The 25,897-nt window shown below is 68.8% G+C and carries 15 protein-coding genes and 3 pseudogenes; 8 read left to right on the plus strand and 10 right to left on the minus strand.

Annotated elements, in window-relative coordinates; all coding sequences use genetic code 11:
- Positions 1 to 65: 65 nt before the first annotated feature.
- From OG734_RS08045 to OG734_RS08065, 5 genes and pseudogenes are all read right to left on the minus strand, one after another.
- Positions 66 to 4,487, minus strand: coding sequence for an nSTAND1 domain-containing NTPase (locus tag OG734_RS08045; protein WP_330286779.1), 4,422 nt, complete (start codon positions 4,485 to 4,487; stop codon positions 66 to 68).
- Positions 4,488 to 4,521: 34 nt separating this feature from the next.
- Positions 4,522 to 4,836 (minus strand): CU044_2847 family protein, encoded by a 315-nt coding sequence (locus OG734_RS08050; RefSeq protein WP_330286780.1) that lies wholly within the window; start codon positions 4,834 to 4,836, stop codon positions 4,522 to 4,524.
- A gap of 405 nt (positions 4,837 to 5,241) precedes the next feature.
- A pseudogene (locus tag OG734_RS47920) lies at positions 5,242 to 5,532 on the minus strand (transposase); the annotation flags it as partial.
- A 90-nt stretch (positions 5,533 to 5,622) separates the two neighbouring features.
- The gene (locus OG734_RS08060; protein WP_330286782.1) at positions 5,623 to 8,058 is read right to left on the minus strand and encodes a WD40/YVTN/BNR-like repeat-containing protein; all 2,436 of its coding nucleotides are present in this window, start codon (positions 8,056 to 8,058) and stop codon (positions 5,623 to 5,625) included.
- Positions 8,059 to 8,097: 39 nt separating this feature from the next.
- Positions 8,098 to 8,736, minus strand: coding sequence for a hypothetical protein (locus OG734_RS08065; protein ID WP_330286783.1), 639 nt, complete (start codon positions 8,734 to 8,736; stop codon positions 8,098 to 8,100).
- 800 nt (positions 8,737 to 9,536) lie between these two features.
- Between OG734_RS08065 and OG734_RS08070 the strand changes: the two genes are divergently transcribed.
- The 3 genes from OG734_RS08070 to OG734_RS08080 all read left to right on the plus strand — a co-directional run bounded on the left by OG734_RS08070 (position 9,537) and on the right by OG734_RS08080 (position 11,525).
- The gene (locus tag OG734_RS08070) at positions 9,537 to 9,806 is read left to right on the plus strand and encodes a hypothetical protein (RefSeq protein WP_330286784.1); all 270 of its coding nucleotides are present in this window, start codon (positions 9,537 to 9,539) and stop codon (positions 9,804 to 9,806) included.
- 351 nt (positions 9,807 to 10,157) lie between these two features.
- Positions 10,158 to 10,817, plus strand: a complete 660-nt coding sequence (locus tag OG734_RS08075) for a hypothetical protein (protein ID WP_330286785.1) — start codon at positions 10,158 to 10,160, stop codon at positions 10,815 to 10,817.
- Positions 10,818 to 10,859: 42 nt separating this feature from the next.
- The gene (locus tag OG734_RS08080; protein WP_330286786.1) at positions 10,860 to 11,525 is read left to right on the plus strand and encodes a hypothetical protein; all 666 of its coding nucleotides are present in this window, start codon (positions 10,860 to 10,862) and stop codon (positions 11,523 to 11,525) included.
- 596 nt (positions 11,526 to 12,121) lie between these two features.
- On the opposite strand, the pseudogene OG734_RS08085 reads toward OG734_RS08080, so the two are convergent.
- Positions 12,122 to 12,460 (minus strand): annotated as a pseudogene (locus OG734_RS08085) (alpha-ketoglutarate-dependent dioxygenase AlkB); the annotation flags it as partial.
- 501 nt (positions 12,461 to 12,961) lie between these two features.
- Between OG734_RS08085 and OG734_RS08090 the strand changes: the two are divergent.
- The 3 genes and pseudogenes from OG734_RS08090 to OG734_RS08100 form a co-directional block, all read left to right on the plus strand.
- A pseudogene (locus OG734_RS08090) lies at positions 12,962 to 13,180 on the plus strand (ISAzo13 family transposase); the annotation flags it as partial.
- Positions 13,181 to 13,276: 96 nt separating this feature from the next.
- Positions 13,277 to 13,630: a hypothetical protein gene (locus OG734_RS08095; protein WP_330293602.1), complete on the plus strand. Its 354-nt coding sequence runs from the start codon at positions 13,277 to 13,279 to the stop codon at positions 13,628 to 13,630.
- Between the two features lie 45 nt (positions 13,631 to 13,675).
- A complete protein-coding gene (locus tag OG734_RS08100) occupies positions 13,676 to 16,048 on the plus strand; it encodes a tetratricopeptide repeat protein (RefSeq protein WP_330286787.1) in 2,373 nt (790 codons plus the stop codon).
- A gap of 164 nt (positions 16,049 to 16,212) precedes the next feature.
- Here OG734_RS08100 and OG734_RS08105 read toward each other — a convergent pair whose 3' ends face one another.
- From OG734_RS08105 to OG734_RS08115, 3 genes are all read right to left on the minus strand, one after another.
- Entirely contained in the window at positions 16,213 to 17,820 is a 1,608-nt protein-coding gene (locus tag OG734_RS08105) for an esterase/lipase family protein (protein WP_330286788.1), read from the minus strand.
- A gap of 44 nt (positions 17,821 to 17,864) precedes the next feature.
- Complete coding sequence (locus OG734_RS08110; protein ID WP_330286789.1) at positions 17,865 to 18,113, minus strand: helix-turn-helix domain-containing protein; 249 nt, start codon at positions 18,111 to 18,113, stop codon at positions 17,865 to 17,867.
- Positions 18,114 to 18,375: 262 nt separating this feature from the next.
- Positions 18,376 to 20,481, minus strand: a complete 2,106-nt coding sequence (locus tag OG734_RS08115; protein ID WP_330286790.1) for a hypothetical protein — start codon at positions 20,479 to 20,481, stop codon at positions 18,376 to 18,378.
- 950 nt (positions 20,482 to 21,431) lie between these two features.
- On the opposite strand from OG734_RS08115, the gene OG734_RS08120 reads away from it, so the two are divergent.
- Positions 21,432 to 21,860 (plus strand): hypothetical protein, encoded by a 429-nt coding sequence (locus tag OG734_RS08120; protein ID WP_330286791.1) that lies wholly within the window; start codon positions 21,432 to 21,434, stop codon positions 21,858 to 21,860.
- Between the two features lie 26 nt (positions 21,861 to 21,886).
- On the opposite strand, the gene OG734_RS08125 is transcribed toward OG734_RS08120, so the two are convergent.
- Positions 21,887 to 24,337: an NACHT domain-containing protein gene (locus OG734_RS08125; protein ID WP_330286792.1), complete on the minus strand. Its 2,451-nt coding sequence runs from the start codon at positions 24,335 to 24,337 to the stop codon at positions 21,887 to 21,889.
- Between the two features lie 240 nt (positions 24,338 to 24,577).
- Here OG734_RS08125 and OG734_RS08130 point away from each other — a divergent pair, with 240 nt between their 5' ends.
- Complete coding sequence (locus OG734_RS08130; RefSeq protein WP_330286793.1) at positions 24,578 to 25,678, plus strand: barstar family protein; 1,101 nt, start codon at positions 24,578 to 24,580, stop codon at positions 25,676 to 25,678.
- The last annotated feature ends 219 nt before the right edge of the window (positions 25,679 to 25,897 follow it).

Raw genomic sequence — 25,897 nt, forward strand, 5'->3', positions numbered from 1 at the left:
TTGAGCTGCCCGAGTTTCGTAGAGTCCTGTGATCTTGTTTCAGGCGGACTGCGGGCCCTCCTACCCTAGGAGGCGCAGGTTTGTCGGTACGGAAGGGCGTGGACATAGCGGGACCAGGCCGCGTGGTTGAGGCCGGATCCGGTGATCGCACATGCATGTTCGGCCGCGTGGTCCTGCAAATCGATGCCAGCGGTGAGGTCCCACAGAGCGGCACGCTGCTCGAAACTGACGGTGGCGAGGCCCTTACCGTCCGGGGAGAACACGAGCCCGAACACTTGCTGGCCAGGCATCGACAGCGGAGCGGCGAGTCGGTGCGGGCTGGCAATGTCGGTCACGTCCCAGAGGATGAGTGTCTTCGTCAGGTTCGTGGTTGCCAGGGTGCGGCCGTCGCCGGAGAAGGTCATGCCGAGCACCGCGACCGTCACGCTCAGGGCAGCCGTGTTGCCGTTGGGGTCGCTCGGGCCGACCAACGGCTGACCGATCCGTGAGGGCTTGGTGGGCCGGGACACGTCCCACAGGGCGATCGTGCCGTCGGAACGGCCGACGGCCAGCGTGCGGTTGTCCGGCGAGAATGCCGCTGACGTGACGTCGGCTGAGTCACCGGCCGGCAGCGGTCGCGGCCGGGCAGCGGGGTGCGCGGGGTCGGAGACGTCCCAGAGTGTCACCTCTGCGTCGAAGTCGTAGATGTTGCTGATCGCGAGAGTGCGGCTGTCCGGGCTGAACTTTGCGACGAGGACGATGACGGCGGGCAGGTCCTTGGTCCGCAGCACGGGGTGCGCCGGGTTGGACAGATCCCAGAGCATCGATTTGTCCTTGTCCCCGGTGATCAGCATCCGGCCGTCTGGGGAGAACATGGCCGGGCTGCCGCTGCCCGGCAGAGCCCGCCCGCGCCGCACAGGATGCGTGATGTCCGAGATATCCCACAGGGTGGTCACCTCGTGGTCGAAGACGGCGAGAGTCCTGCCGTCCCACGAGAGTGCCGTGCTCTCTCCTGGCACACCCGTCTTCTCCTCGACCGGTCGGGCCGGATCGGCCATGTCCCACAGGACCACGGAGCCGTCTTTGGCGCCGCTGGCCAACGCTCGTGCCCCTGCGCGGAATGCCAGGGACTGCGCCCCTGCGACGGCCTCGCCACGCGGTGCGGGCTGGCCAGGGTCAGTGAGATTCCAGAGCATGGCGGTACGATCCTTGCTGCCCGTTGCCAGAGTCCGCCCGTCGGGGGAGAACGCCACCGACACCACGAAGTCGGTGTGACCGGTCAGCGGGGATCCTGCGGTGAGGGGACGGGCCGGATGGGACAGATCCCACAACACCGTGGTGCCGTCGAACCTGGCGATGGCCGCCACATCCCCCATGGGCGAGAACGCCAGCGTGGCGTTGTTTCCGGTCATCCGTCCCCCGAACCGCTTGGGCGCGGCCGGGCGGCTGACGTCCCAGAGCACGAACGCGTTCTGGTTCTTGGACTTGGGGTCCTTGTCGCGTGTCGCCAGGAGATGGCGGCCGGGTGAGAACACGACGGGTGATCTACCAGCGAGGGGAGAGCCCAGACGGCGGGGCCGGGTCGGGGCGGCGATGTCCCAGAGCACCACGGAGTCGTCACTGCCCACGACGAGCACCCCACTGTCCGGGGAGAAAGCCATAGAGTCCATCTGGTGAGTCCCCGTGCTGAACGGAGCGCCAAGCGGGCTGATCCGGTCCGGACGGGAGACGTCCCACAGGGCGACCCGGTCGCCGTAGTCCGATCCGACGGCCAGGACTTTGCCGTCCGGGGAGTAGGCCACCGAACCGACGTCCTCGTCCTTGAGTGCCTCCCACGACGTGCGCCGCACCGGCTTCGCCGGGTCGGCAAGGTCCCATACGTCGACCTTCGAGCCGTCGTCGTCGGCCGTGAGCATCGAACGCCCGTCCGGAGAGAACGCCATCAGATCGGACTCGGTGTCGTTGACGCGCACGCGCGAACTCAACCGACGTAGCGGAGTCGTCTCGGAGGTGGACCATAAAGTGATCACGGTCGTCGATGTGACAGACGTCGTGACGGTGGGTGTGGGGGAACGCCCAATGCCCGTTGGCTTGGAGATCGCGTTCGATGATTCGACGGGCACTGGCTTGCGCGTTCGCACCGTACTTGCCGTGGCCAGGATCCTGCCGCGCGGAGAGAACGCCACGGCGTCGACCGAGTCGCTGAATCCCGAGGCGGTTCCCGCATACCGGGTCCCGGTGAGGGTCTCGACCAGGCTGGCCCGTGTCTGGGAATCGGAGTGAATCCGCTCGGCGGCGATGCCGATTTGCAGCGCGAGCCTCGGATCGGTGGCGCGTGCGGCCTCGGCCTGCGACACGAGCAGTCGGGCCGTCGCGACCTGCTGCTGCGTCTGCGCCGAGCGGCGCTGGAGGAACGCGAAGCCGGTCAGGGCGAGCGCCACCACCAGCAGGCCGGCGAGGACGGCGTTCAGGCGCCGGGTTCGGCGGACGGCGGCCTGCTGACTGCGGCGGCTCGCTGCGAGGAAGTCCGCCGTGGCGCTGGGCAGACGGCGCTGCTGCATCCAGTCCAGACCCTCGGCCAGATCGGTCCCGTGGAGCAGGTCATCGGAGTCCCGGCGGGCCGTCCAGCGGGCCCGCTGTTCGTCGGCGCGGCGCAGCCAGGTCTGGAAGCGTCTGTCCTGTTCCACCCAGTCGCGCAGTTCCCCCCAGTCGCGCGCGAGCGTGTCATGGACGAGCTCGGCGACCACACCGGTGGGTGGTGGGCCGGGGTCTCGGGCCGCGGTGGTGACGATGCGGTGGCGAGTGAGTGACGCCAGGACCGCGTCGGTGACCTCCTCGGCGGGCTGCCGGTCGGTGGCCGCGTCTGGGGCGTCCGCCGCAAGCTCCCGGAGGACGTCGAGGGGCATCTGCTGGCGGGTGGCGGGGATGTGGCGGGCGGGGTCGGCAGGGCGTACCAGAGAGGTCAATATGCGTCGCGCGGTGGCTCGGTGGCTCTCGGGCAGCTGGGTGATCGCGGCATTGCACCAGGTGGCCAGGGATCCGGTGATCTGACCGATGCGCTCATAGGCGGTGTGGGTGAGGCGGCCGTCCACGCGGCGCTCCCACAGCCGGTCCAGGGCGAGTTCCAGTGGCGCGAGCAGCGTGACCGGGGCTCTTCGGGCGGCGGCACCCTGCGGGTCGGCAGCCAGGACGTCGGCGACGACGCGCTCCGCCAGGCCCTCCTCGAAACTCGCCCCGGCCTCGTGAGCGGGGCGGGTCACGATGGCCTGTAGGTCCTGCGGGCTCAGCGTGGCGGGGATGTTGACCAGGCCGGAGGTGAGGGCCTTCAGCAATTCGGGAGCCTGCGCGGCCAGCTGAGGGTAGAAGTCGTCCCGCATCACCAGGATCACGCTGACCGCAGTGTCGGAGTCGATCACCGCCTTGACCGACTCAAGCACCGAGGACGAGGGCTGCGCCAACGCCTCCTCGAACTGGTCGATCACCAGCACGATCCGGTCCCAGCCTTCTTCCGCGGCTGCTGCGGACCGACGTCGCACCGCAGCCACGAGTCCCTCGGTCGCGGCCCCGGGCAGACCGTGCCGCTCCAGTTCCACGCTCAGGTCCTGCCCCGGGCGTGGCACCAGCATGGTCGTCCATCGGTCGCTGCCGGGCAGCCGGCCGTCGCCGAGGGCCGGCAGCACACCCGCCTGGATCAGAGATGACTTGCCCGACCCGGAGGGGCCGAGCAGTAACAGGGCCCGCTCGTGTCCGGCCAGAGCCGACAACACGGCCTCCACCGCCGCCTCCCGCCCGTGGAACTCAGCAGCATGCTCAGCGGTAAAGGGCTCCAGACCCCGGTACGGGCTAGTCTCGAGCTCGATCAGCGCCGGCCACGCCTCACGCAGGACCTGTGAGGGCGTGGCGTAGGCGATGCCCTGCCCCCGCAGATAGCCGTCAGGGGCCGTGATGGCGGTGACCATGCCGACCACCAGCCCCGTGACCTCGTCGACGACCGGACCGCCGCTGAACCCCTGGGCCAGATCGTTGGCCTCGGTCAGCTGCAAGAGCCCGCCGCCACCGCCCTCCGTTCCGCTGCCCGGCAGCAGATCGCCGGCCGTCCCGTAGCCGAAGTGACCGCCCTGCGGGGCCTGTGCCGGAAAGCCGAAGGAGCGCACCCGGTGCCCCCGGCAGTCGGCCGCCGACCCCAGCGGCAGCGGCGACACCCCCACAGGAGCGCTCAGGCGGATGATGGCCACGTCGTTCGCGTCCGGGGCCCGCCACGGCTCGACCAGCACCTGCCCCTCGGCAGGCGGCGCCCCCTCGGCGCGCGGAAAGGTCAGCCGCACACCGTCCCCGGGGCCGTTCCCAGCGGCCCGTACCACGTGCGCGCAGGTGACCACCACGTCCGCGCCGATCAGGAAACCCGCCCCGGCCACCTCACCGTCGGCCGTCAGAATCTGCGCGGCAGCCGCCTGGACCCGGTACGCCGGCCCGCGGTCGGCATGAGCGCCAGCCTCGTTCGCTGGCATCACGCACGCCCCGCCGGAGCGCCGCCGAATGACATCACCGTTCCCGGGACCACTTCACGGTGACCCGCAGATGGCAGCCCGCCGAGGTCCGCGTGATCACCGCGCCGGCCTCAGCTGCGAGATCGACCCCGAACTCGATCTCGACCTCGTCCGGGCCCGCACTCCGCACCTGCTCCATCGCCTCCCGGGCCATGTCCGTGACCGGGCCCAGTGCCTCCCGCAGACTCGACGGCAGCTCACGGACCGCCTCGCCGATCCGCCCGGCCTTCACCGGCCCGTCGGAGAACTCCGGCGACTCGAAGAGGATCGAGCCCCCGTTTTCCATAGGAAGACGCGCGAAACTACGCATCCATCCCTCCCTAGCCTGAAGCAGACGTCATCGGGCCATTTATGGCATGTGCCGACAAGTTAGCGGACCAGACAGGCCGGCGTCCCAGACTCAGAGGAGCGGAGCGGTGGCTTCTCCTACGCCGACGTCTTCTGGGCGGCCGACGAACCGTTCGAGCAGTACGCGGCCGACCACTCACGGGTGACCATCGAATACACGAATACCAGGGGCTTCAGGGCAGTGGGAGTGCTCTGGGACCTTTCCGGGACTTCCAGCTGCATCCAACAGTCATGACCATGAAAGCCGGAGTACGACGCTGCTCTCGCAGACCCTGCACGCCGTCGTAGCCCGCCGCACGCATACGCCCCGCCGTAGCCTTCCGGCGGGGCGTCGCCGTCTCACCCGCTCTCTCGCTGCCCCGTATAACGGGGGCTGTGAGGATGCAGGCCGGGTCAGGTGAAAGACCTCTCCAGCAACGTAGCACTTGAGGGATCGGACGATCTCGCAGCGGGTCCTGCCCTCGGCGATGCGTCGCTCGTAGTACTCCCGGGTACGGGGGTCGAAGCGTCGCCGGGTCTCCACGATGCGGTGCAGGGCGACGTTGGCCTGGCGGTCGCCGCCGCGGTTGAGCCGGCGGTACTGCCGACTGCCCAAGGACCGCTCGACGGGGCTCACCCTGCACAGCGCGGCGAAGGACGCCTCACCGCCCAGAGGCTCTCAGAGGGCGAACCGTGGACCCCCACCTGGGCGTCGACCGGAATCTCCCGCCGACGTCCTGAGGTCCATCGTCGACCGCAGCGCGGCGACCTACGGGATCACCGACAGGTCGATGCGGAACATCCCGCGGCCGTGAGTCACACAGACCAGCGTCTCGTCCATCCAGAACAGGTCGTCGACCGAGCAGTTTGTCGGGCCCTCGTTCGTCGGCGACCAGCTCGCTCCGGCGTCCTCGCTGGCGAACAGCCCGACCTCGGTACCGCAGTAGAGCAGCTTCGTCCTCCGCGGGTGTACCGCCAGGGCGCGGATCGGAGCGCGCGGCAGAGCGGTGGCGAGGTTGGTCCAGTGCTCGCCGCCATCCGCGGTCACCCACAGGTTGCCGTGCTCGTATCCGCCGAACGCGACGTAGACGGTGTCCGGGTCCGTCGGATGCACGGTGATGCAGGTGCAGAAGCGCCGTGGCGTCAGCGGACTCGGACCGGTCGCGCCGACGCGCGCCCAAGTGGGTGTCGCTGCGGTGCCGTTGGCGGTGCGGAAGACCATGCCGTCCTCGTGGCCCACCCACACCGTGTTCGAGTCGCCGCGTGCCACCGCGATCGCGCTGATCATCGTGCCGGCGTTGGGCTTGACCGCCTTCCAGGTCGGCCCGGTGGTGGCGGTGTTCGGCTGCTTGGCGTTGTCCGTCCGCCACAGTGACACTCCGCCGGCCAGGATCCGGTTCTCGTTGTTCGGATCGAGTACGAACGGTGCGATGAAGAGCGCGTCCTCGTTCTTCGCGTCCGTGATGCGGAAGGGCACCTGCTTCCAGTCCCAGTCGCGTGTCGCGAAGTTGAAGAACTGGCCGCTGATGTAGCGGTCACCCTGTGTGTCGTCGGTGGTGGCACCGTCGGTGTTGCGGTGGATGTTCAGGAAGACGTACTCGCCGTAGAAGACGTCGGGGTCGGTCGGGTCGGAGGCGCAATAGCCGCCGTCACCGCCGAAGAACGGTCGCCAGTCCTGGGTGCCGAGGGTCGGGTCGAAGGTGAGGGAGCCGTTGTCCTGTGCACCGCCGATGATCTTCCCGCTGCCGGTGTGGCCCGCCCCGCTGTAGAACTGGGTCACGCCGTAGTTGTTGACCAGCTCGGTCCAGCCGTGCACGAACGGAGGCTCCGGCTCGCTTCCTACCTCCGCGAGGTCCTCCGCCTTGAACACTCCGCCGTCGTTGCCGAAGAACATCGTTCGGTTGGTGATCCCGTCGTAGGACGGGTGCGAGACGATGGCGTGCTGGTCGGCGTGGGCCGAGCCGGGATCCCACCACGTGCTGATCTCGGCCAGGTGGTCGCCGCCGTCCGTGCTGCGGTACAGGTTGACGCCGCCGACCAGCACCAGGTCCGCGTCGGTCGGGTCCCCGGCCCAGATGGCGTTGTCGTACCAGCCCTGGCTGCCCAGGTAGTCCAACGGGAGACCGTCCGGGGTCAGTGTCTTCCTCTGCTGGTAGGTCGCGCCGCCGTCCTGCGACCGCCAGATCTGACCGGTGGTCATCTGGACCGACGCGTAGACGACGTCGGGGTCCTGCGCCGCGTACGCCAGCTCGACCCGGCCGGTCCACGGGCCGTTGACCGCGAGGTCCCACGTAACACCACCGTTCCGGCTGAACCAGGCCGCGCCGTCCCGCAGCGCGCCGGCGACCGCCTTGCTGCTGTCCTGCGGATCGAATCTCACGTCGCCGAGCGGGTTGTTGAGGACCTTGGTCCAGGTGGCCCGCGCGGCGTCGGCGCTGCGGAAGAGGCCGGTGGAGGTGGCGGCGAGGACGACCTTCCCGGTTTGTGACACCGTGATCCGGCTCACGAACTGGAAGTCCGGAGTCTGGGTGGCCGCGATCGGAGTCCAGTTGACCGCGTCGGTCGTCACGAAAATGCCGTTGCCCCGGATGGCGTCGAGATTGTGGAACGCCTCACCGGTCCCCACGTACATGGTGGACGCATCGGACGGGTCCCTCGCTATGCAGGCGCACGCGAGGTTCTCCAGAAAGTCGTCGACGGGCTCCCACTGGACGCCGCCGTCCTCGGTGTGCCACACGCCGCCGCCGGCGCTCACGGCCCACATCCTGTCCGGTTGCACCGGGTGGATCACCATGCCGCGCGTACGCCCACCGACGTTTCCGGGGCCGAGCCACACCCAGTTAGCCAGCTGCAAACCGCCCATCGGGGCCGGCCCTCCCCGGAGCCTATGACCATTGGGACCGGTCGGTACGCCTGCGGTCGCCGGTGGGGTATCGCGACTCAGCAGAGCCTGCACCTGTTCGTATGCTGTTCCCAGGGCGTGCGGTCGGACGCTGCCGTCGTCGCTGCGCTCCTGCTTGAGGCGGAAGAGCCCACGGGCGGTCGGCAGGTCGGGAAAGTCGAGACGGAGCAAGGCCCGCCGCACTGCGGCTTCGGGCAGGGCCTTGAGCGTCTCGTTCGTCGTCCCCCGGGCTCGGCACAGCAACTGCACCTGCTCGACGCTGATGTTCTTCGACTGGGCGATCTGTTCGTCCGAGATGGTCATGATGCACCCCTGACTGGGATGAGAACGTGCGGGGTGTGGCTAGGGCGGAAGCTTGGGCGCCCGCCTCGTGGTCGCGTGGTCCAGTTGCACCTCCCACTTGACCGTGCCGACGAGGGGATCCACCGCCCTCAGGACAATGGCGCCGGAGTCGGAGCGAAGGGCGAGCTCCACAAGCACGTCGCCGACCATGCTTTGGTCCAGCACATCGTCGGCCGACCGTGATGAGACAACCGCCGGTGATACGAGGGAAGGCGCACCGGCGTCGGTAGGCTCCGGCGGTGCCTCCACCTCCGGAAGCACCTCCACCGGAGGACCCGCCGGATCGACCCGCAGGCTGCCGTACGCCTCCCGCCGAGAATCCTCCAGGACCTGTGCGCTCGGTGCGGCGCCACCGCCGTACCGGGTCCGGGCAACCCAGTTGATCACCACGACATCTTCGTCGGTCTCGGTGCGCAGGCTGAAATCGCGGGTGTCGTTGAGGGCGCAACGAGCCCATGACGGCAGGTCGACCGGCTCCGCCCAGCGGTCCTCACCGGTCGCGGCATCGAGCACCACGATCACCACCGTCGGCGACGGACTGATCCGCAGGGCAACGACCGAATCAGCGAGCAGAGCACACGGCCGCAGACTGGGCCCGTGGCGCCACAGCAGCACGCCGCTCTCCAGGTCCAATGCCATCAGAGCGCCTTCGTGATCGTGTACGACGGCTTGTCGGCCGCGCGCATCGACCACGCCACGCGGAACTCTCGCCATCCGGCCCCCTAGTGGGACAAGGAACGCAGAATCACGGGTTCGGGGCCCTGACGCGTGCAGGCCGCCCAACGAGACCGAAGATGGCCGGACTGGCCACCCTGGCTGCTGGACCACTGACGCCAGCAGGCCGTCAACTCGCTGCTGTCCGCCTCGTGTCTCGGTGCACCACCCAGGTACGGGCAGCCACAATCCAGCTGCCGAAGAAGCCGAATCACTGCCGACGTACCGTCAGAGTGTGTGACTGGACCGTGCCCTGCGCCATTCCAACCGGGCCAATAGGGAGAACGTGACGGTGGCAGACAGCGCCAGGACGGCGATGGCTGCCTCAAGGGCACCGCTCCCTGCGTCGGGGTCGACTCCGAAGAGCGCCTCGATCCAGTCAGGCCACACCAACACCAAGACGAACGCGAGGCCACTGAGGAATGCCCCCGCAGTCTCCACCCATCCACGCACCTTCATTCCACGGCCCTCCGTGGTAGCCAAACACCCCCACTCCTTCATCGTGCGCCCCGTGCCGGTGGCCCGCATCTCGGACCAAACCCTGCCCACAGTCACGCACACGAGGGAACGGGCGTGGCCCGCCGGACAGATGCCAGACCATCAATCCAGTAGCGGCCCGGTATAGGCGATATCAGACCTGGATTGGCTGGCCGGGGGAAGGGCGCGTCCCGCCGCTCGCCGAGCGCGAGCTGATCGCAAACCACATCGAGGTCGCCTCCCGGGTCATGCCGCCGGACACACAGCACAAGGCGTACGCGAGGGACAAGACCCTCTACGGCACGGTCCAGCGGAACCTGAATCCGAAGGACACCCTCGAAGTAGCGGCCAGCGTCCTACTCATTTGCGCCTGCGCGGACAATCAGCTGGCCGCCAACGGTTGGGAGAACGAGCTGTTCACCGGCACACTCCGCGAAGTGTGGAGCGAAGGGAAGTTCACCGGCGGACACAAGCCAAACGTCACATCATCACTCACGAGGATGACCGATGACCGATGACCGACATGTGGAACACCGCTCGACACCGACCGGTATCAGGCGGTCAGTTCATGGACTTGGTGGACTGGGACTACCCGCACCGGAAACGGTCCACCAGGGGTGGCAATAGCTGTGCGCCACTGACCGCCATCACCCCATCCGAAGGGCCATGTCCGAAACGGCAGCCGCGCTCGGGCTCCACCTGAACAGGCGATTGCCCTCAGCAGGGCATCACGGGATGCTCGCGACATGCCGCCTGAATCGTCTGATTCCCGTTACGGGGATATCCCTCGCGTCTCCGACTCGTTTCATGTGGAGCGCCCGCGCGTACAGTCTGAGCCAAGCGCAACGGGTGCCCTGCTTCAGGGTCTGATGGCCGCCGCCATGACCGCCGCCGACGAGGGCGCGCAGGCCCGCTACGACGAGATGCTGGGCCGCCTCCGGGAGCGGCCCGAAGACGCCGTCGCCGAGATCGCCCGTGCAGAAGGCCGAGTCGGCTCCCGCGACTTTGCCGGTCGCTGGGCCCTGATCCACACCGCCTCCGCCTTGCGGCACGATGCCGCCCTGCCCTATCTGCGCTCGGTCGTAGCGACCCCGATCCCGCCCGAGGAGTCCGCCGACGCGCACAGCTTCTCGACGGTCACCGAGGAGACGATCCTGCGCACGACGGCGGTAGAGGGCATTGAACACCTCGCGGTCGAGGGAAGCGGACAGGCCGTCGAGGCCCTGTTTCTGGCCCTGGAGCAACCCTCGCTGTCGATGCGGCGCGCTGCCGTCCAGGCACTGCTGGCCACCCCGGGAGGCGAGCGCCACCGGTCCCGGCTGATGGAACTCCTGCCGGAGGGCCAGCGGTTCCTGCTCGACGTCCGGCGGGTCGACGTACGCGATGTACCGCAGGTACGCGATCCCCGCGCACACCTCGCCGAAGGCGCGGGGGCCGAGCCCTCGCCGCCACACCCGCTCCTTCCGGAGGACCGGGACGATCACGGCGGGACGAACGGCTCCGACGCCCCGCGGCTCCGACCCAGCTGAAACCCGCGACCGTACCCGCCCCTACTCGGAAGAGGAAAGCCGATGGCCGCATGCAGCGCGACCGTGCCCGACAAGAACACGAGCGGCGACAATCTGTACGAGCCACGCGTCACCCAGGAGTTCATCGACTGGGCGTGGCCGGCCTACAAGTTCAAAAAAACCGAATGGGACGAAGGCTTCGGCTGGGAGAACGTCGCCGACACCGACCTTCCCCTCGCCCGGATCCTGAATTCGATTTGGCTGTTGAACTACTCGGCCGAGGACTACACGAATGAGGACTACAACAGCAACGCCCTGCACTGGGCCTGCCGTTATGTCCGCGAGCAGATCAACGAGTTGTGGGCCAGATGTGGCGACGGCAGCGCCGTCGCCACCACCTTCAGCGACCGGATCGAGCTGTACTCCCTCTGCTTCTACACCAAGGACGTATCCGGCCGGGCGGAGACCCTTGTCCACGAGGCCCGGCATCGGGGCGGAAAACCCCACAACGCGAAGTTCCCCGCAGGGTCCACCTTCGGCGCGGGCAAGAACGGAGCCGACGCGAACTGGGACTACGAGGGCGCCTGGATGTACGGAGCCCTCTACCTTTGGTGGTTCTACGCCGACGGGCGACGCACCACGACGGCCCTTCGTGAAGCTGCCAAACAGCGAGGAAACGTAGTTATCGACAACGCCTTCGCCACGCACCCGGGCTTCACCATCGTCTGAAGTACGGATCGAGACAGAGTGTCCGACGCCAGCGTGGTCACCACCGCCAAGCGTCGCCCGTACCCAGCGATCGGCGATGCCGGGCATCGATCCCGACCTCGCCTGGGAAAAGATGGGAAAAGAACGGAAGCAACGCTCGCCGGGCCGGCCGGGCCGGTTCACATCGAACACTTCCACGCGCTGAGTCAGCAGGTAGCGGGACAACGCCGCCCCACAGGAGCCGGTCCGCTCCATCCCGGCCCGCCGCACCGCGCCCAACCCTCATGCCCACCGCTGCAGTTCGCGGTTCCCGGCCGCGGTGACCGGGAACTCGTCGGTACCGATCACTGCCCCCGCAAGGAGAGTACGGCAGCCACATGGGCGCCCCGGCGCGTGTCCACTCCGAGGACCGCCTCCCCCGTGAGCTAGAGCAGGAGTCCGCCGCCGGGACGCCGACCCTGAGCAGAGGCTCGCACGGCCCGGCGGTCCGCAAGCTCCAGAGGCTCCTGAACGCCCGCGTGCCGAACCTTCAGGCCCTCGCAGTCGATGGGGTCTTCGGCGCCGTCACGGAGAGACAGGTCCGCAGGCTCGAGCTCGGCTTCCGCGCGGACCGGGGCTCAGCCGACGCCGCGCGGGCAATACTGGACGCTGATGCGGGGGCCAGCGCGGCTGGTCTTGGGGATCGCGTGGTCCCAGGTGCGCTCGCAGGAGCCGCCCATCACAACCAGGTCGCCGTGTCCGAGCGGGAGTCGGAGCGCGACGGGCCCGCCGCAGCGCGGGCGGAGCGCAAGGTCGCGCGGGTCGCCCAAGGGAGAGGTGGCGACCATCTGTTCTGTATGGAGTACCGGCCTGGTCCGGTCACCGTGCTATGCGACGCTGTCGCACCCGTCGCGGTAGAGGCAGAGTCCGGCGCTGACGAAGGGTTGGCCGAGCTCGGGCGCGTAGTGGGCGCTGAGAACCACTGTCCGCGTCACGAGACTGGAAGGTGCCCGAGCTGGCCTCTGTCGCCGCAAGCGCCACCAGTTCGCTGGCTTCGGTGAAACACGGCCCGTTCCAGGCGTCCAGGGCAGCGATCACCTGCACACGCACCTCGTTCCCGAACCGCTGCGCCGCCTCGTACAGGCGCTGCGGGACCATGAGTCACCCAGACACGCCGCCACCGCTTGTTCCCGTGATCGCACCGGGCCGTACGCACCTGCTCGGCCAACCCGTCTGTAGGCGGAACCCGCAGCTCATCGGCGAGGTGTGGGATTTGGCCGGGCCAACCTCGATCTCCTCCGCAGACGCATACTTCACAGCCCGTGATCTTTGCAATGTCACAAGATCGTCGACAGAGCCGAACTATGTGACCGCTGACAGCGGGGGTGAATCCAAGGGCGTGCAGAACCTTAACCCGTGGCTCACCGCTCTGCGGTTCGTTGGTCCAGCATGGGGGGGGGCTGGTAGGACAACGGGCGATGCTGGCAGCCAAGTTCGGGGCGACCTGCCCCATCTCGACGAGCGGCAGCCGTCTACTGATAGAGGCGGAGGCCCGGTCGCTCGGTCACGGCGGGATCAGCGCGGTCGCCCGGGCCGCCCGTGTCCGGGAGGTCACTGTCTCGCTCGGTCTGCGAGAACTCGACTCCGGAGACGCTCCGTTGGGACGGCTCCGCAGGGCCGACGGCAGCCGCAAACGACGGAAATACGGATTCTCAGACGAAACATCACGTCACCATGAAAAGTGGCGGACCGTCAGCCGACCGTCGGCGGGCGCAGCGAGGGGTGGGGCTGGTATGTCGCTGAGGTGGAGGATCGCGGTCATCGTGCTGGCTGCGGCTGGAGTGGTGTCCACGCCGATGATCTGGCTGCTGGGCAGCCCCGATGCGGGACAGCTTGTCGGGGCGTCCGTCCAGGCAGCCGTCGGTATCGCGGCCCTGGTCTGGGCGTGGTTCCAAAGGCCGGGAAATCGTACGGACGACACGGCCATGCGGACCGGAGCGGCAGAGGCGAGCGATGGGGGCTCGGCCGTCACGGGCATCAGGCGTCCCCAGGGCCGGGGCAGCGGATCGGCGAAGGCGGAGCGGACCGGGAACTCCACGGCCACCGGCGGGAGCAGTAGCGCCGTCAGCGGTATCGACTACACCTGACGGCCGGTCGGACCCGTGGTCACGATGCGAAAGGTGCGGGGCACGGTGAGATGGCGCAAGCGTAAGGCTGTCCTGGGCGGAGAGGGCCTGGACGGAGAGGCGGACGTCACGGACACCGGTACGGCGCAGGCCGGTTCCGGTGCGGCAGCGGTGAGCGGCCACCGAGGGTCGGCCCCGGGAGTGGGGCTGGCGGTGTCCCGGACCGGGCCTGCGACCGCCACGGGGCCGGGCGCGACGGCCGTCAGCGGCAGCATGACAGTGGTGCAGCAGCGGCGTGGACCGCAGGAGCCAGCTGCCTGGCCGCACCAGATCGGCGTCATCCCGCCCTCGGCAGACTCCTTCCAGCACCGTGCCGAAACGGAGAAGCTTCAGGCAGCGACCGACGGTGGCGGGATCGCCGTGCTGCACCAAGTCCCGGCTGGCGGAGGTGTGCCGGGCCAGGTCCTGACCGGCATGGGCGGGGTGGGCAAGACTCAGCTTGCCGTCGACTACGCCCGCGCCGCCTGGGTGGACGGCACTCTGGACGTCCTGGTCTGGATTACTGCCAGTACCCGCTTGGCGGTCGTGACCGGATACGCGCAGGCTGGCATCGAGCTGTGCCGGGCTGACCCCGGCAACCCCGAGCAGGCCGCGCGTTCCTTCCTGGCCTGGCTGACCCCGAAGGCCGCAGCGCAGCTGTGCCGGTGGCTGATCGTTTTGGACGACGTAGCCGACCCCGACGACCTGCGCGGCCTGTGGCCGCCCGCCAGCGAACACGGCCGGACCCTGGTCACCACCCGACGCCGGGATGCCGCCCTGACCGGAGATGGCCGAACCCTGGTCGAGGTCGGCCTGTTCACCAAGGAAGAGGCCCTCGCCTACCTCACGGCTTTCCTGGCCGCGCACGGCCGCACCGAGCCCGAAGCCCAGCTCGCCGCACTCGCCGCCGACCTCGGGTACCTGCCCTTGGCCCTGGCCCAGGCCGCTGCCTACCTGGTTGACTCCGGCGACGACGTAGCCGCCTACCGCGCCCTGCTGACCGACCGCACCACCACCCTCGCCGATGCCGCCCCCGACGCGCTACCCGACGAACAGACCCTGCCGCTGGCCGCCGCCTGGTCCCTGTCCATCGGCCGCGCCGACACCCTCCGCCCCGTCGGCCTGGCCCGTCCCCTGCTCCACCTGGCCGCCCTGCTCGATGCCAACGGCATCCCCCAGGACGTGCTGACCAGTACCCCCGCGCTCACCCACCTCACCGCACACCGCACCCGGACCGGCCAGGACCCCACCGAAGAACCGGACCCGGTCTCTCCCCGCGACGCCGTGCGCGCGCTGCGGGCCCTGTACCGGCTCAGCCTCATCGACCACGCCCCCGGCACTCCGCACCAGGCCGTCCGTGTCCACCAGCTCATTCAGCGCGCCACCCGCGACACCCTCACCCCCACCCAGCACGACCAGTACGCCCGCACCGCCGCCGACGCTTTGCTCGCCGCATGGCCCGAGATCGAACGCGACACCGCTTTCGCCCAGACCCTGCGCGCCAACACCGCCGCCCTCACCGCCTGCGCCGAAGACGCCCTGTACCGCCCCGACGCACATGCCGTGCTGTACCGAACCGGCAACAGCCTCGGCGAGACCGGACAGTTCACTGCCGCTGTCGCCCACTACCGGCAGCTAGCCGACCTCGCCCTCCTGCGCCTTGGGCCCGACCACCTCTGCACCCTGACTGCGAGACACAGCCTTGCCCTGTGGCAGGGGAGCGCGGAGGACGCGGCCGGCGCTGCCTCGGCCCTCGCCGAACTCCTGGAGGACTACCTACGGGTACTGGGCCCTGACCACCCCCACACCCTGGCCGTCCGACACGAGCTCGCCCGATGGCGAGGAGCCGCCGGTGATACCGCTGGAGCCACAAATGCCTTCACCGACTTGCTGAATGACCGCACACGCGTGCTCGGCCCCGACCACCTGGACACCCTCACCACCCGGGGCCACCTTGCCCGGTGGCACGGGAAGGCGGGGGACTCGGCCAGCGCCGCCTCAGCCCTCGCCGAACTGCTGGCGGACTATCTGCGTGTCTTGGGCCCGGACCACTCCCACACCCTGGCCGTCCGGCACGAACTCGCCCAATGGCGAGGGGTAGCCGGTGATGCCGCTGGGGCCACAAGTGCCTTCACCGACTTGCTGAATGACCGCACACGCGTGCTCGGCCCCGACCACCCGCATACCCTGGCCGCGAGGCGCAGCCTCGCCTCGTGGCGAAGGAGGGCGGGGGACGCGGCCGGCGCTGCCTCGGCCCTCGCCGAACTCCTGGAGGACTACCTACGGGTACTGGGCCCTGACCACCCCCACACCCTGGCCGTCCGACACGAACTCGCCCGATGGCGGGAGAAATTCTGGCCAGGGACGACGGCAAGGCCGCCGAGTAGCGATCGTTCGTGAGACGCGGAGATCTACTTGGCGTTCCCGCCTGCCCCGATTCTCCTCGTGCCCACACCCCGGGACACGGAATTCCCCGCAGATCCCCCAGAGGGGTGCCAAAGTAAGAGCGTTGTGGCCAACCGAACCGCAGCTCTTCGAGCTGCGGTTCGGTTGGCCACAACGCTCTAAACCGTCTTGAGTATCAGGTAGATCAGCGCCATACCGGCAAGTAGGGCGACGAGCAGGACAATACTGAACGCGATCACTGTCCAGGTCACCATGGCCAAGAAGCCGAGCACGAGCAACCAGGCCAGGTAGGGAGCGAGCCGGGACACTTGGAGGAACAGGCCGGAAGGGGACTCGGTGTCCGCGCTTGGTCGCGAGCCGTCACGGATGTAGCGCACGACATCCGGGAGTCGCTGGTTCGTCAGTCCGGCACCGTGGCCGCCTACGAGGTGGAGGAACTCCACGGTGCCCTGCGGAGTGACGTCGAAACCGCTAAACCCGCCGGTCCCGATGTCTCTCATGCCAAGCCCGCGCAGACCGCTGCACAGCCAGCCCACAGGCTTGTCCTCGGCGCCGCAGGCGTTGACCAGCGTGCCGATCTGATTGCGGTCCGCGAGGTCGCGCCAGGCGAACTGCCGTGGGAGGACGCTGCCGGCGAGATAGACCCGCTCAAAGCGCAGGGTTCGCACCTGGGAGATGGATTGGCCGAGCATGTACGTGCCGTTGCTGTGCCCGACGAAGTGGATGTGCGCGTCCGGATGCCGGGCCGCCAGATAGCTGTACTGGTCCTGGAACCAGCGCAGGGTCCGACGCCGACTGATCGGGAAGGCGAAGTTGAACGCCGACAGCCATCCGTAGGAGCTCCGCAGCACCATGGTGTTGTGCGAGTCGTCGCCGATCTGGAGCGCGTCGCCCAGGTCGGTGACCCAGGTGTTGATCCCGGCACGGATCCCGTGCAACAAGAAGACGATGTCGGTGACGTTCTCTTCCTCCGCGGGGAGCGACTCCGGCTCGGTGATCTCGACGGTGCCGATGATCGCCCGGCGCAGGATTGCGTACCGCTGCCCTTTCCTATCCTCTTTCACGCCACTGACCCTCACGATGTCCCCGTGGGTGGCATCCGGGACGTACAACCCCGCGCCCGTCACGCCGCCCTCGACGTCCCGGCTGTCCTCGGGCTCGACCAGGGGGTCTGCGGAACCTCGCACCTGCACCACCAGGGGCGCCTCGGCACCGAGCTCACGGAACAGCCGGATCCATTCCAGCCGCAGGTCAGTCATGAAGGCGGCCCCGGCCAGCAGCCCAAGCGCCGCGAACTTCCGGGCGACGCCGGCCCCGATGATCGTGACGATCCGCGTGGGCCACGGCAGCCGGGACGGTTTCACGCCACGGTTCGGCGCCGCCAGCAGCACGATGCGGCTCACGTGACGCGTCCACTCGGATTCAGACCCGCCCAGTCGGCCCTGGCCACGCAGGTAGGCGTACCGCAGCAGTACGCCGCCCGCGCTGTGTCCGACGAGAACCACCTCGTGTGGGCGCCCGCCGTCCACCCAGTAGGCATCAATGCGCTGATGGAGGGTGTCACCCAGCGCAGCCAGAGAACCGCGTGTCAGCGGGCGCACCCGGTCCGGGTACCACCACAGCTTGTCGTTAGCATGCCCTGATTCGTTCCGCAGCTGTTCGAAGAGCTCCATGCAGTCGTCCCGCCGCTCGGTCAGCCCAGCGACGTACACGATCAACCGCCCGCTCCTGGCAGGCGCGTACTCGTCGGCCATGGCGTTCCCCACGTTCGTTCGTCCATGGACATTCCCACTGTCAAGAGTGACGCAGGTCATACCCCTCTGTCATCCCGGGCGGAGTATGGAGGGATTCCGGGTCCGTCGGCGTCAGCGCTCCACCCCGGCCCGTGCCAGGTGGCGGGCAGGTCCGTGCGGGACCGGAGGTCGAGTTTGCGGTAGATCCGGGCCAGGTGGGCCTCCACGGTCTTGCGTGACAGGAAGAGGACCGTCGCCGCCTCTCCATTGGTGAGGACTTGCCGGTCGCGCGCCGTCTGGAGCTGCCGCGCTGTCAGGAGTTCCACCCGTACTGATCCCGGTGCTCCGTGTCCCGCGGCGGCGAGTTCCCCACAGGCTCGCATCCTCCGCGGCCTAGAAGTGGACGATGCGGGCCACTTCTGTCCCTGAAGTCGCAACCACTGCCCGGCGCCTCCGTAAAGCCAGGTCGAAGTCATGTTGCACGACGAGCCGGTCGACGCCGTTCGGCTCCGACACCGTGAACGGGTTCAACCCAAGGACCTCTGTACCAGATCTCCTGATGGGCGCGCGTCGGCTGACAGGGTGCAGTCATTTGTAGCGGTAGAGCTGGTGGAGGTGAAGGACGTCGGTCTGCCACTGCGAGCGGGCTGCCTGGGCCTCGCCGGGCACGTCTCGGCCCAGCCGGTTCGCCACCCTCCCGTACAGGGACGGCGAGTTCGTGTCGGTGGCGGCCAGAAGCGCTGTCAGAAGTGGCTCGTCCGCCGGGGTGTTGGCGTCGAGCTGGACCATCACCTCCACCTGATCGTCCGGGTGAAGGTGATGGGGTATGACAGAGCCGAGCTGACGGCGCAGCCGCGGCCAGGACGTCGCGGAGCGCTCGCGGGCGGCCTTCTTCAGCGCGCCACGCACTGCGGCTGCCACCTCGGTGACCTTCTCCTCAGCCAGCCGCTCCCGTTCCGCACCCCTTGTACCGTCCCGTCCTTTGGCCCCGCCGGTGGCGTCACGTGGCCGGCCCGGGCTTCGGGCCTCCGCCGCCTGGGACGGGTTGCGCTCGGGACGGGACTGCGGCGTATGCAGGCGCGCGATCCACCCGTCGGCCTGGCGCCGCTGCGCCCGCGTCACCTCGCTGCCGGCCTCACGGAGGTCCTTCTCCAACAGGGCGATCTGCCGCCGGATTTCGCGGGTGAGTGGCCGGTCGGACAGGCGGCTCAGATGCTGAAGGGCCGTGCGGACGTGGTACTGGGCGGCCCGGGCCGGGCTGACGTAGGGGGTGGGTCCCGAGGCGGCCGGGTGGAGCGCGTGGGTGGCCGTCACCCAGGAGTCGACTTCTTCGCGCTGCAGCGCGGTGACGTGGTCGCTGGCCTCATCGGCGGTCTTCTTCAGTTGGCCGATCATCCGGTTGACCTCACGCTCGGGCAACCGGTCGGCCAAGCGCCGCAGATCGCCGAGCAGGTCGCGCATACGACGGTGCGCAGCCGCGGCCGGATCCGGCCGCGGAGAGACCGCAGCCGCGCCGGGGCGACGAGAGGTCGGGGTGCGGATGCGGGAGAACTTCGGTCCGCGGACGGGAGGCGCCGCATCGCGGTGTTCCCAGCCGGCCGTCCGTTTCTGCTCCTCCAGGAACATTCCGGCGGCGCGGATTGCCTCGTCCTCCTCCCGGGAACGGTCGTGACCGACCGCGGTCTCGACCTTGACCAGCAGGGAGCGCACCTTCACCGACGTGCGGTCCCGGACGGCCTGCCACAGCTGCTGCACCAACTCCCCGCGTACCTCGCGCTGCCGATCGAGGAAGGCGTGCGCATCCTCCAGGGCGGCGGCCAGGACCCCGGCGTCATCCCCCGGCGGCAGGCCGACGTCGAACTCCTGACACAGGGCGGTGATAGCAGGCACCGAACCGGCCCGCAGGGCATCGCGAAGGCGCCGCACCCGGTCGTCCTGGCCCACCGCGACGGATCCAGATCCGGCCGCCGGGATACGAGAGAATCCCACCTGGCGGGGCGGCGGGGTGCGGTGGGAGCGGACGATCTGTTCAACCGCCGGGGTGCGCAGGCCGTCGTCGGTCATCTCGCAGTCGTCCAGGCCGAACCATTCGGTGGGCCGCGCGAATGCCTGCGTGCCGATGCTGACCTGCCGGGTGGTGCCGGCGCTGTCGAACCGCACCCGGTGCACATACCAGCGCCGTACGAGCGTGTCGTTGTCGACGGGCACCGACATGCCCAGCACCGGCTCGATCGTGTCGTCGCTCCACACCGGCGTGATCGCCGGATCGAGATGCACACGCAGGGCGCGGCCGACACGTTCGAAGGCGATGTCCAGCAGCGACCCGATCGGCACACCGCCCGGCTGTGTGAACGCGAACCGGGCACGCTCGCCGCGGCCGGCCAGCCACGCCTGGGCCGCCGCCTTCAGGTACAGGTGGTCCGCGCTGGAAACATCCCGGGCGCGGCGCCCGCACACGTGAGGCAGCCCGTCCGGATCCGGATGGTGAGCGAAGTGGCAGACCCGGTCGGTGTACAGCTTCGTCGTCAACTGCCCGCCGCAGCCGCCCAGCAGCAACCCGCACCAGAACGCATCCCCGGCGTGCCGCTGCCGGAAGGCGTCCACTTCAATGGCTTCCAAGGGCAGGAGCAGTGGCACCTCCGACTCCGCACCACCCAGCACCGCCGTCTGGATCCGCCGTGTATCCCCCTGCACACGAAACCCCCAACACCACCGCACGACAAGGCTGTTCATCCATCGTTCCACCGCCCCGACGGCCGTAAAACGCCCGCGCAGCACATCGGCCGGTTCAGCTACCGGGGGGCGAAGCCATTGCGCACCCGGTCGCCGGCCCCATGCTCTCTCCTTGCGTCAGGAGAGGGGAAAATGGCCCAACAACCGGCCGTGGTCAGTCCGTGCCATCGCGAGGTCCGCCAGCTCGCCTGCGTCGCTGAAACAGGGCCCCTTCCACGCGTCGGGAGCGGCGATCACCTCTACACGGACCTCGGTCCCAAAACGCCGGGCAGCCTCATACATACGCTGCAGGACATGGAGCGCCCGGACATCAAGGGCACCGATATACGCCCACCACATCCGCGATACCGAGTCGAACTGGGCGATGGCGCACAGCAGTTGCCGCTGCTCCTCGAAGGCGGCCGGGTCCGCGGGAGCTGCGGCGGTGTGACCTCCAGCAGCCACCGCACAGAGCTGGAGTCAGGAGTCGGTGTCATGATGCCGACCGTACCCAGCGCCACTGACAATGCCCCTTGGCCTCATCGAGCGCCGAGCCCGCCCGCCTTTCGAACAGGGTGCTATCCCTTGGGCCACCGAGGCTTTCGCGGTGATCTTCCCCAGGGGCCGGCCGGTTGCTCTTGGCGAGCCCGTGCCACGAACTCCGCCCGAGTGAGGACAGCTCGCGGCCGGGGGCGGAGAACTTCTTGCGCAGCGTCCCAAGGACCGACCGAGTCCCATCCAAGGTTCAGCAGTGTCTCGTTGCAGCGCGGAGCGAAGTCCGCACTGTCCAGGTCCGGCATCTGATGACAGAGCCCTCGGACTCGTGCGGTGAAAGCTGCGGGCAGGGGCACCTGGTACGTCTCCAGGTAGTGCGCGAAGTCGGCCCGCCACATCCACTCCCCGTCGGTGACCAGCGAGGAGCAGCCGGACGTGTGTCGATGAACCGAGCCTGTGAGGACATCGACGCCTGCCTCCATGACAGCCGTGATCCGGTGACCGACATCCAGGTACTCCACGATGCGCGCCTCATCCGGTTCGCCGACCGGCTGAACCTGCATCCGCAGCGACCCATTCGCCAACTCGCCCGCATACCCGAGCTCTTCGAAGAAGCCCAGCAGCATCAGCATCCCTTCCCTCCGTTCCGCTCTCACCATCAGCGAGTCGACGTGAGCCATAAGCAGCACACAACCAACCACTCGAAGCCGCGTGACAGCCGTGAGGCGCGTGGGATTCCCGTTGCCCGCGGTCAGCCTGATCACGACGAGGTTCCGTTCAGAAGAACCGCATCCATCGGATTTTCCCACCCCGGCACGGGACAGGGTTCCATCGGCGTCCTGGGCCAACGACCGAGTGGGCAGTGATCTCCAACTGCTTCTGTCATGCCTGGTCAGCCCGGTTCGTGAACACCCCCAGGGCGGCCGTCTCTTGGGTGCGGAATGATTGTAGGCGCCAGGGCCGACGACGTCCGTGGGGCTAGCCGCTCCTGGAGCCGCAGATGCCGGAACTGGTAGATGGCGCCGGCCTGTCGGAGTACTCCGCGGGCGTGCGCGTCCTGCATGAAGGCCATCAGCCGCCAGGGCAGCTGCCCGCGGGCCGCGAGCCAGAGGCGGGCGGCTACCCACCGTCCCCAGGCACTCAAGGCGAGTGCCGTGGAGCCCATGGTCAGCCACATCTGGCCGCAACCTCCGCGGAGGTTGCCCGGGTTGGCGTCCCACAGGGCCGCGAACAGCAGCGCGCCCGAGAGCGTGGCCAGGAAGGCGGCTCGGGCCAGTGCGGCCGTGCGGTCGTGGCGCAGACTGCGTGTGGGCGTCGCGACCGTTGCGACATCAATGGGACGGTCCAGCGAATGGAACAGCCCTCCGATCAGCACCGAGATCCCTCCGAGGAATCCGCCGGCCGCAGCTCCGAGCCCCAGCGAGGCCAGCGGCGTGGGCGTCGCCTCCCGCGCTGCCTCTGCGATCAGCGCACCGAGAGTGAAGATCACCGCCCCGGCTTGTGCGCCCACCACCGTGCCCAGGAGCAGGGCACGCCCGAGACGGCGGGCACTGAGCCCGCTGGTGCCTCGCCGGGGCAGGAGCACAGGCAGCGGAGTGCGCCGGATGCCGAAGAAGCCGAAGGCCAGTGCGGTCATCAGCCCGAAGCTCAGCTGGAATCCCTCGCGCTCCGCCCAGAACGCCCAATCAACCCGGCCGTCCGTTGCGTCCTTGTGGCCCCACAGCCACTCCTGGTCGGCCAGCCACTTGGTGAGGCTGTCGACAAGGACCACGGTTAGCACGATCAGTGTCTTGCGTGCCCGGAGGAAAGGCAGCCGACGTCCGGGCCAGGCGTGGGCACGTGGGGTCAGCAGGGCGATCCCCAGGCTGAAGCCTATGATCCAGGGGATTTTGACCAGCAGGAAGTACTGCGGCTCACCGGTATCCCAGAACCCTGCGTACACGTTGGAATCCAGGCTTGCGAACAGCAGGGTCAGTACGATCCATGCGCCCAGGACGGAGAAGAGGGCAGGTGCAAGTGCCCGGAACACCCGGGGCGTGGCGGCTTCCAGACGCCACCAGGCGACCACTCCGTCGCCCTCGTTCCAGGCGTGCCGGGCCAGGCGGCCCAGCCATTTCCGGGCCTGTGCGGCGGTCCACGGCGCGGTGGAGGACGGGCTGTAGACGGCGGGAAGGTAGGCATCGAGCAAATGCTCTTCGATTTGCTGCGGCGTACGGAACCGTTCGTCGAGCAGCCGGGTGGGTTCGCTGCGGGAGCCGTCGCAGATTGCCCGCGCCATCGCCACCATCAGGGGTGAGCTGAGTACGGTGCGTAGTGCGACAGCCGGTGTTCCTTCGGGATCCTGGCGCAGCCGCTCCAGAACGGGTGCCCATGCGGTCTCCAGTCGTCCGTCGGGCGTGCGCAGGGGCGGTGCCGTGGCGGCCAGGTAGGAGCAGGCCGTCTCCAGCTCCACCGACTTCAGCTCCAGGACGGTGGAGGCGGTCAGTACGTCGGTGGATTCGACGACACGCACATATTCCTCCCGGCGGCTGGTCAGCAGTAGCGGGGTGTTCGCGTCGAGCTCTGCATTGAGGCGACGCAGCGCCAAGGGACGCAGAGATACGGGGAGTTCGTCGAATCCGTCCAGGATGGGAAGGATGTGCTCGCGGGCAAGAAGTTCCCGCGCGGTGGCCCCGCCCGGAGTGGTGGCCCCCAGCGCTTCGTAGTCGGTGGCCAGGCGCTGAGCCAGCCAGTCGACCAGGGAAACACGCTCCGCGTCCCACGTGGCCAGTGGAAAGATCACCGGCAGTGGACGACCCTGCGGCAGTCTCTCGAGCAGGCTCAGGGTGAAGCGTATCGCCAGGACACTTTTTCCGGCTCCCGCGCCGCCAAGGATCACCACACGCCGGGCCGGGCAGGTGGCGAACGCCTCCACCAGCTCGTCGACCCCGCCGGGCCTCTCAAGCAAGCCGGAGACTGCGTCGTACCGCAGGTTGTGAAGGTGATCGCCGAGGCCGAGATCAGCCCGTACCCAGCGGACATCCATCGGGGCCGGATCCTGCAGCCGCCGCAGACGCGCCTCGGCCCTCCACTGGCCGCGCACCGCAACAGTAAGGGCTTCCGCAGCGCGCTCCAGGCGGCTGTCCAAGTTTTCGGACGGCGCCCCAAGGAACCGGGTGAGCAGGGGCGCGGCTACGGCCGCGACTCCGGTGAGGCACAGTGCCAGGACCGCGAACAGGTCCTGCCGCTCATCATCCGTCACGTCCGATGTGGCCACCACCAGCCCAGCGGCCACTACCAGGACCATGGCTCCGAAGCCCAGCGCAAGCAACAACTTGACTCCGGAATCGCGTGGTTGTCGCATCCCATCCTCCCCACCCCGGGCACGCTGCCCTGCTTCGCAGCGTCCTCACTGTGCGCAACGCGCCTCACGTCACCGGGTTATCGGCGCTTGGAAGCACGCACAGCGCGCACCGGAGCCCGCAATCGCAAACACGACACGCTGGCGCAGACGCCATCGGCTTCGAAATCTCGGTAGGCACCAGCCCGAGGTTTCGCCCCGGCCGTGCGGAAAAGGGCTGCGCCGCGAAAGCCCGGTCCGGGCATGATTTCCACCGTGCATGAGGACGAGAACGATCGCGGGCGGGCACGATACACGCTGACCGGGACTGAGCATGGCCATGCCTGGGGCGTCTGCGCCGAGGCGGAGGGGCTGTTCGGGGAACCCCTGCGTGGGACATACGAGCTGTTCGGCTGGGTTGGCGAAGGAGCGGAGGTGCACGGCTGGGCCGGCAGCCGGGTGTGGTTGGTGCCGGAAGACGAGGCACTCGGGCCCTGGCTGCTGGAGGACGCGGAGAGCGTAGGGCAACTGCTCGCGACAGACAGCCTCGTACTCACCGGTCTGGACGACTACGAAGGTCCGCCCGAGGGGCACAGGGGTCCCGTCCGAGTGCACGACGGGCACCGATGGCTGGGCTCCTGCCGGGAATTCGCCCGTGTCCTGCCGCCCGAGCAGCAGGTGGCGCCCCCGCTCGTCCTGCGAGGGCTCGCCCACGGTGACCGGCTGCGGGCAGCACTGACAAAGGGCACCCGGCGGGCACTGGATCTGGAGGAGGCCGCCCTGGAGATACAGGACGACCGGGGCGAGCCGCTCACCGAACGACTGCTGTGGGCCCAAGTCAGCACCTGGCGCCCATCCCCCTACGGGACGAATCTGATCGACCTGGAGCTCCACGGCGAGCTCTTCACGCCCGTTCCCGAATACGCCCGGCCCATCTGGGAGCGCTGGTTCGCCGGGCCGCCGGACACTCTGGGTGCCTGGGCCGGCCTGGACACCCGCCGCCGCGGGGCCTGGCTCGATCTCGTCCGAGAACGGGCCTGCCGGCGTACCCACCATGACCGGCCCGCTGATCATGCCTATGAACTCGCCGGTCGGCCCATCACCGACGTACCGGGCCTCTACCTGGCACTCGGCGACGCGGTGAACGGTCCGGGCGGCTACTTCGGCGGCTGCCTCGACGCCCTCGACGACTGCCTGCGCGGCACCTTCGGCTACACCGCCCCCGCAACCCTGCTCTGGCGGGACGTCGCGACCGCACGAGAGCACCTGTCCCGGACCCTCACACCGGACGGCCGGCCCTACAACCTGTTCGCCGGACTCCTCGATGTCCTGGCCGAGAGCGGGATGCACGTCACCCTGGCGTGAGCGATTCCCCGACGCCATGCACCGACGCCACCACCGCGTCCGGCGACGCGGAGTTGCCGCATCCATCACACGGAGGCGAATCGAGCCACCCTGTGGCTCCAGCGCATATCAGCCTTCGCCGCAGCCAGGAGCGCATGGAACCTGCTGGACGAAGCCGCTCGCACGATGTGCACCTGGGACAGCATCTGGAACCAGTACAAGGCACAGGACCACATCGCC

The sequence above is a fragment of the Streptomyces sp. NBC_00576 genome, from assembly GCF_036345175.1.
Lineage (GTDB): Bacteria > Actinomycetota > Actinomycetes > Streptomycetales > Streptomycetaceae > Streptomyces.

Bases quoted from the DNA above. Each gene is read 5' to 3' on its own strand.
- OG734_RS08065 (WP_330286783.1), bottom strand. From the start codon at position 8,736: ATGGCATTGGACCTGGAGAGCGGCGTGCTGCTGTGGCGCCACGGGCCC.
- OG734_RS08125 (WP_330286792.1), bottom strand. From the start codon at position 24,337: ATGCGACAACCACGCGATTCCGGAGTCAAGTTGTTGCTTGCGCTGGGC.
- OG734_RS08095 (WP_330293602.1), top strand. From the start codon at position 13,277: ATGTCGCTGAGGTGGAGGATCGCGGTCATCGTGCTGGCTGCGGCTGGA.
- OG734_RS08130 (WP_330286793.1), top strand. From the start codon at position 24,578: ATGATTTCCACCGTGCATGAGGACGAGAACGATCGCGGGCGGGCACGA.
- OG734_RS08075 (WP_330286785.1), top strand. From the start codon at position 10,158: ATGGCCGCCGCCATGACCGCCGCCGACGAGGGCGCGCAGGCCCGCTAC.
- OG734_RS08045 (WP_330286779.1), bottom strand. From the start codon at position 4,487: ATGCCAGCGAACGAGGCTGGCGCTCATGCCGACCGCGGGCCGGCGTAC.
- OG734_RS08070 (WP_330286784.1), top strand. From the start codon at position 9,537: ATGCCGCCGGACACACAGCACAAGGCGTACGCGAGGGACAAGACCCTC.
- OG734_RS08060 (WP_330286782.1), bottom strand. From the start codon at position 8,058: ATGACCATCTCGGACGAACAGATCGCCCAGTCGAAGAACATCAGCGTC.
- OG734_RS08050 (WP_330286780.1), bottom strand. From the start codon at position 4,836: ATGCGTAGTTTCGCGCGTCTTCCTATGGAAAACGGGGGCTCGATCCTC.
- OG734_RS08080 (WP_330286786.1), top strand. From the start codon at position 10,860: ATGGCCGCATGCAGCGCGACCGTGCCCGACAAGAACACGAGCGGCGAC.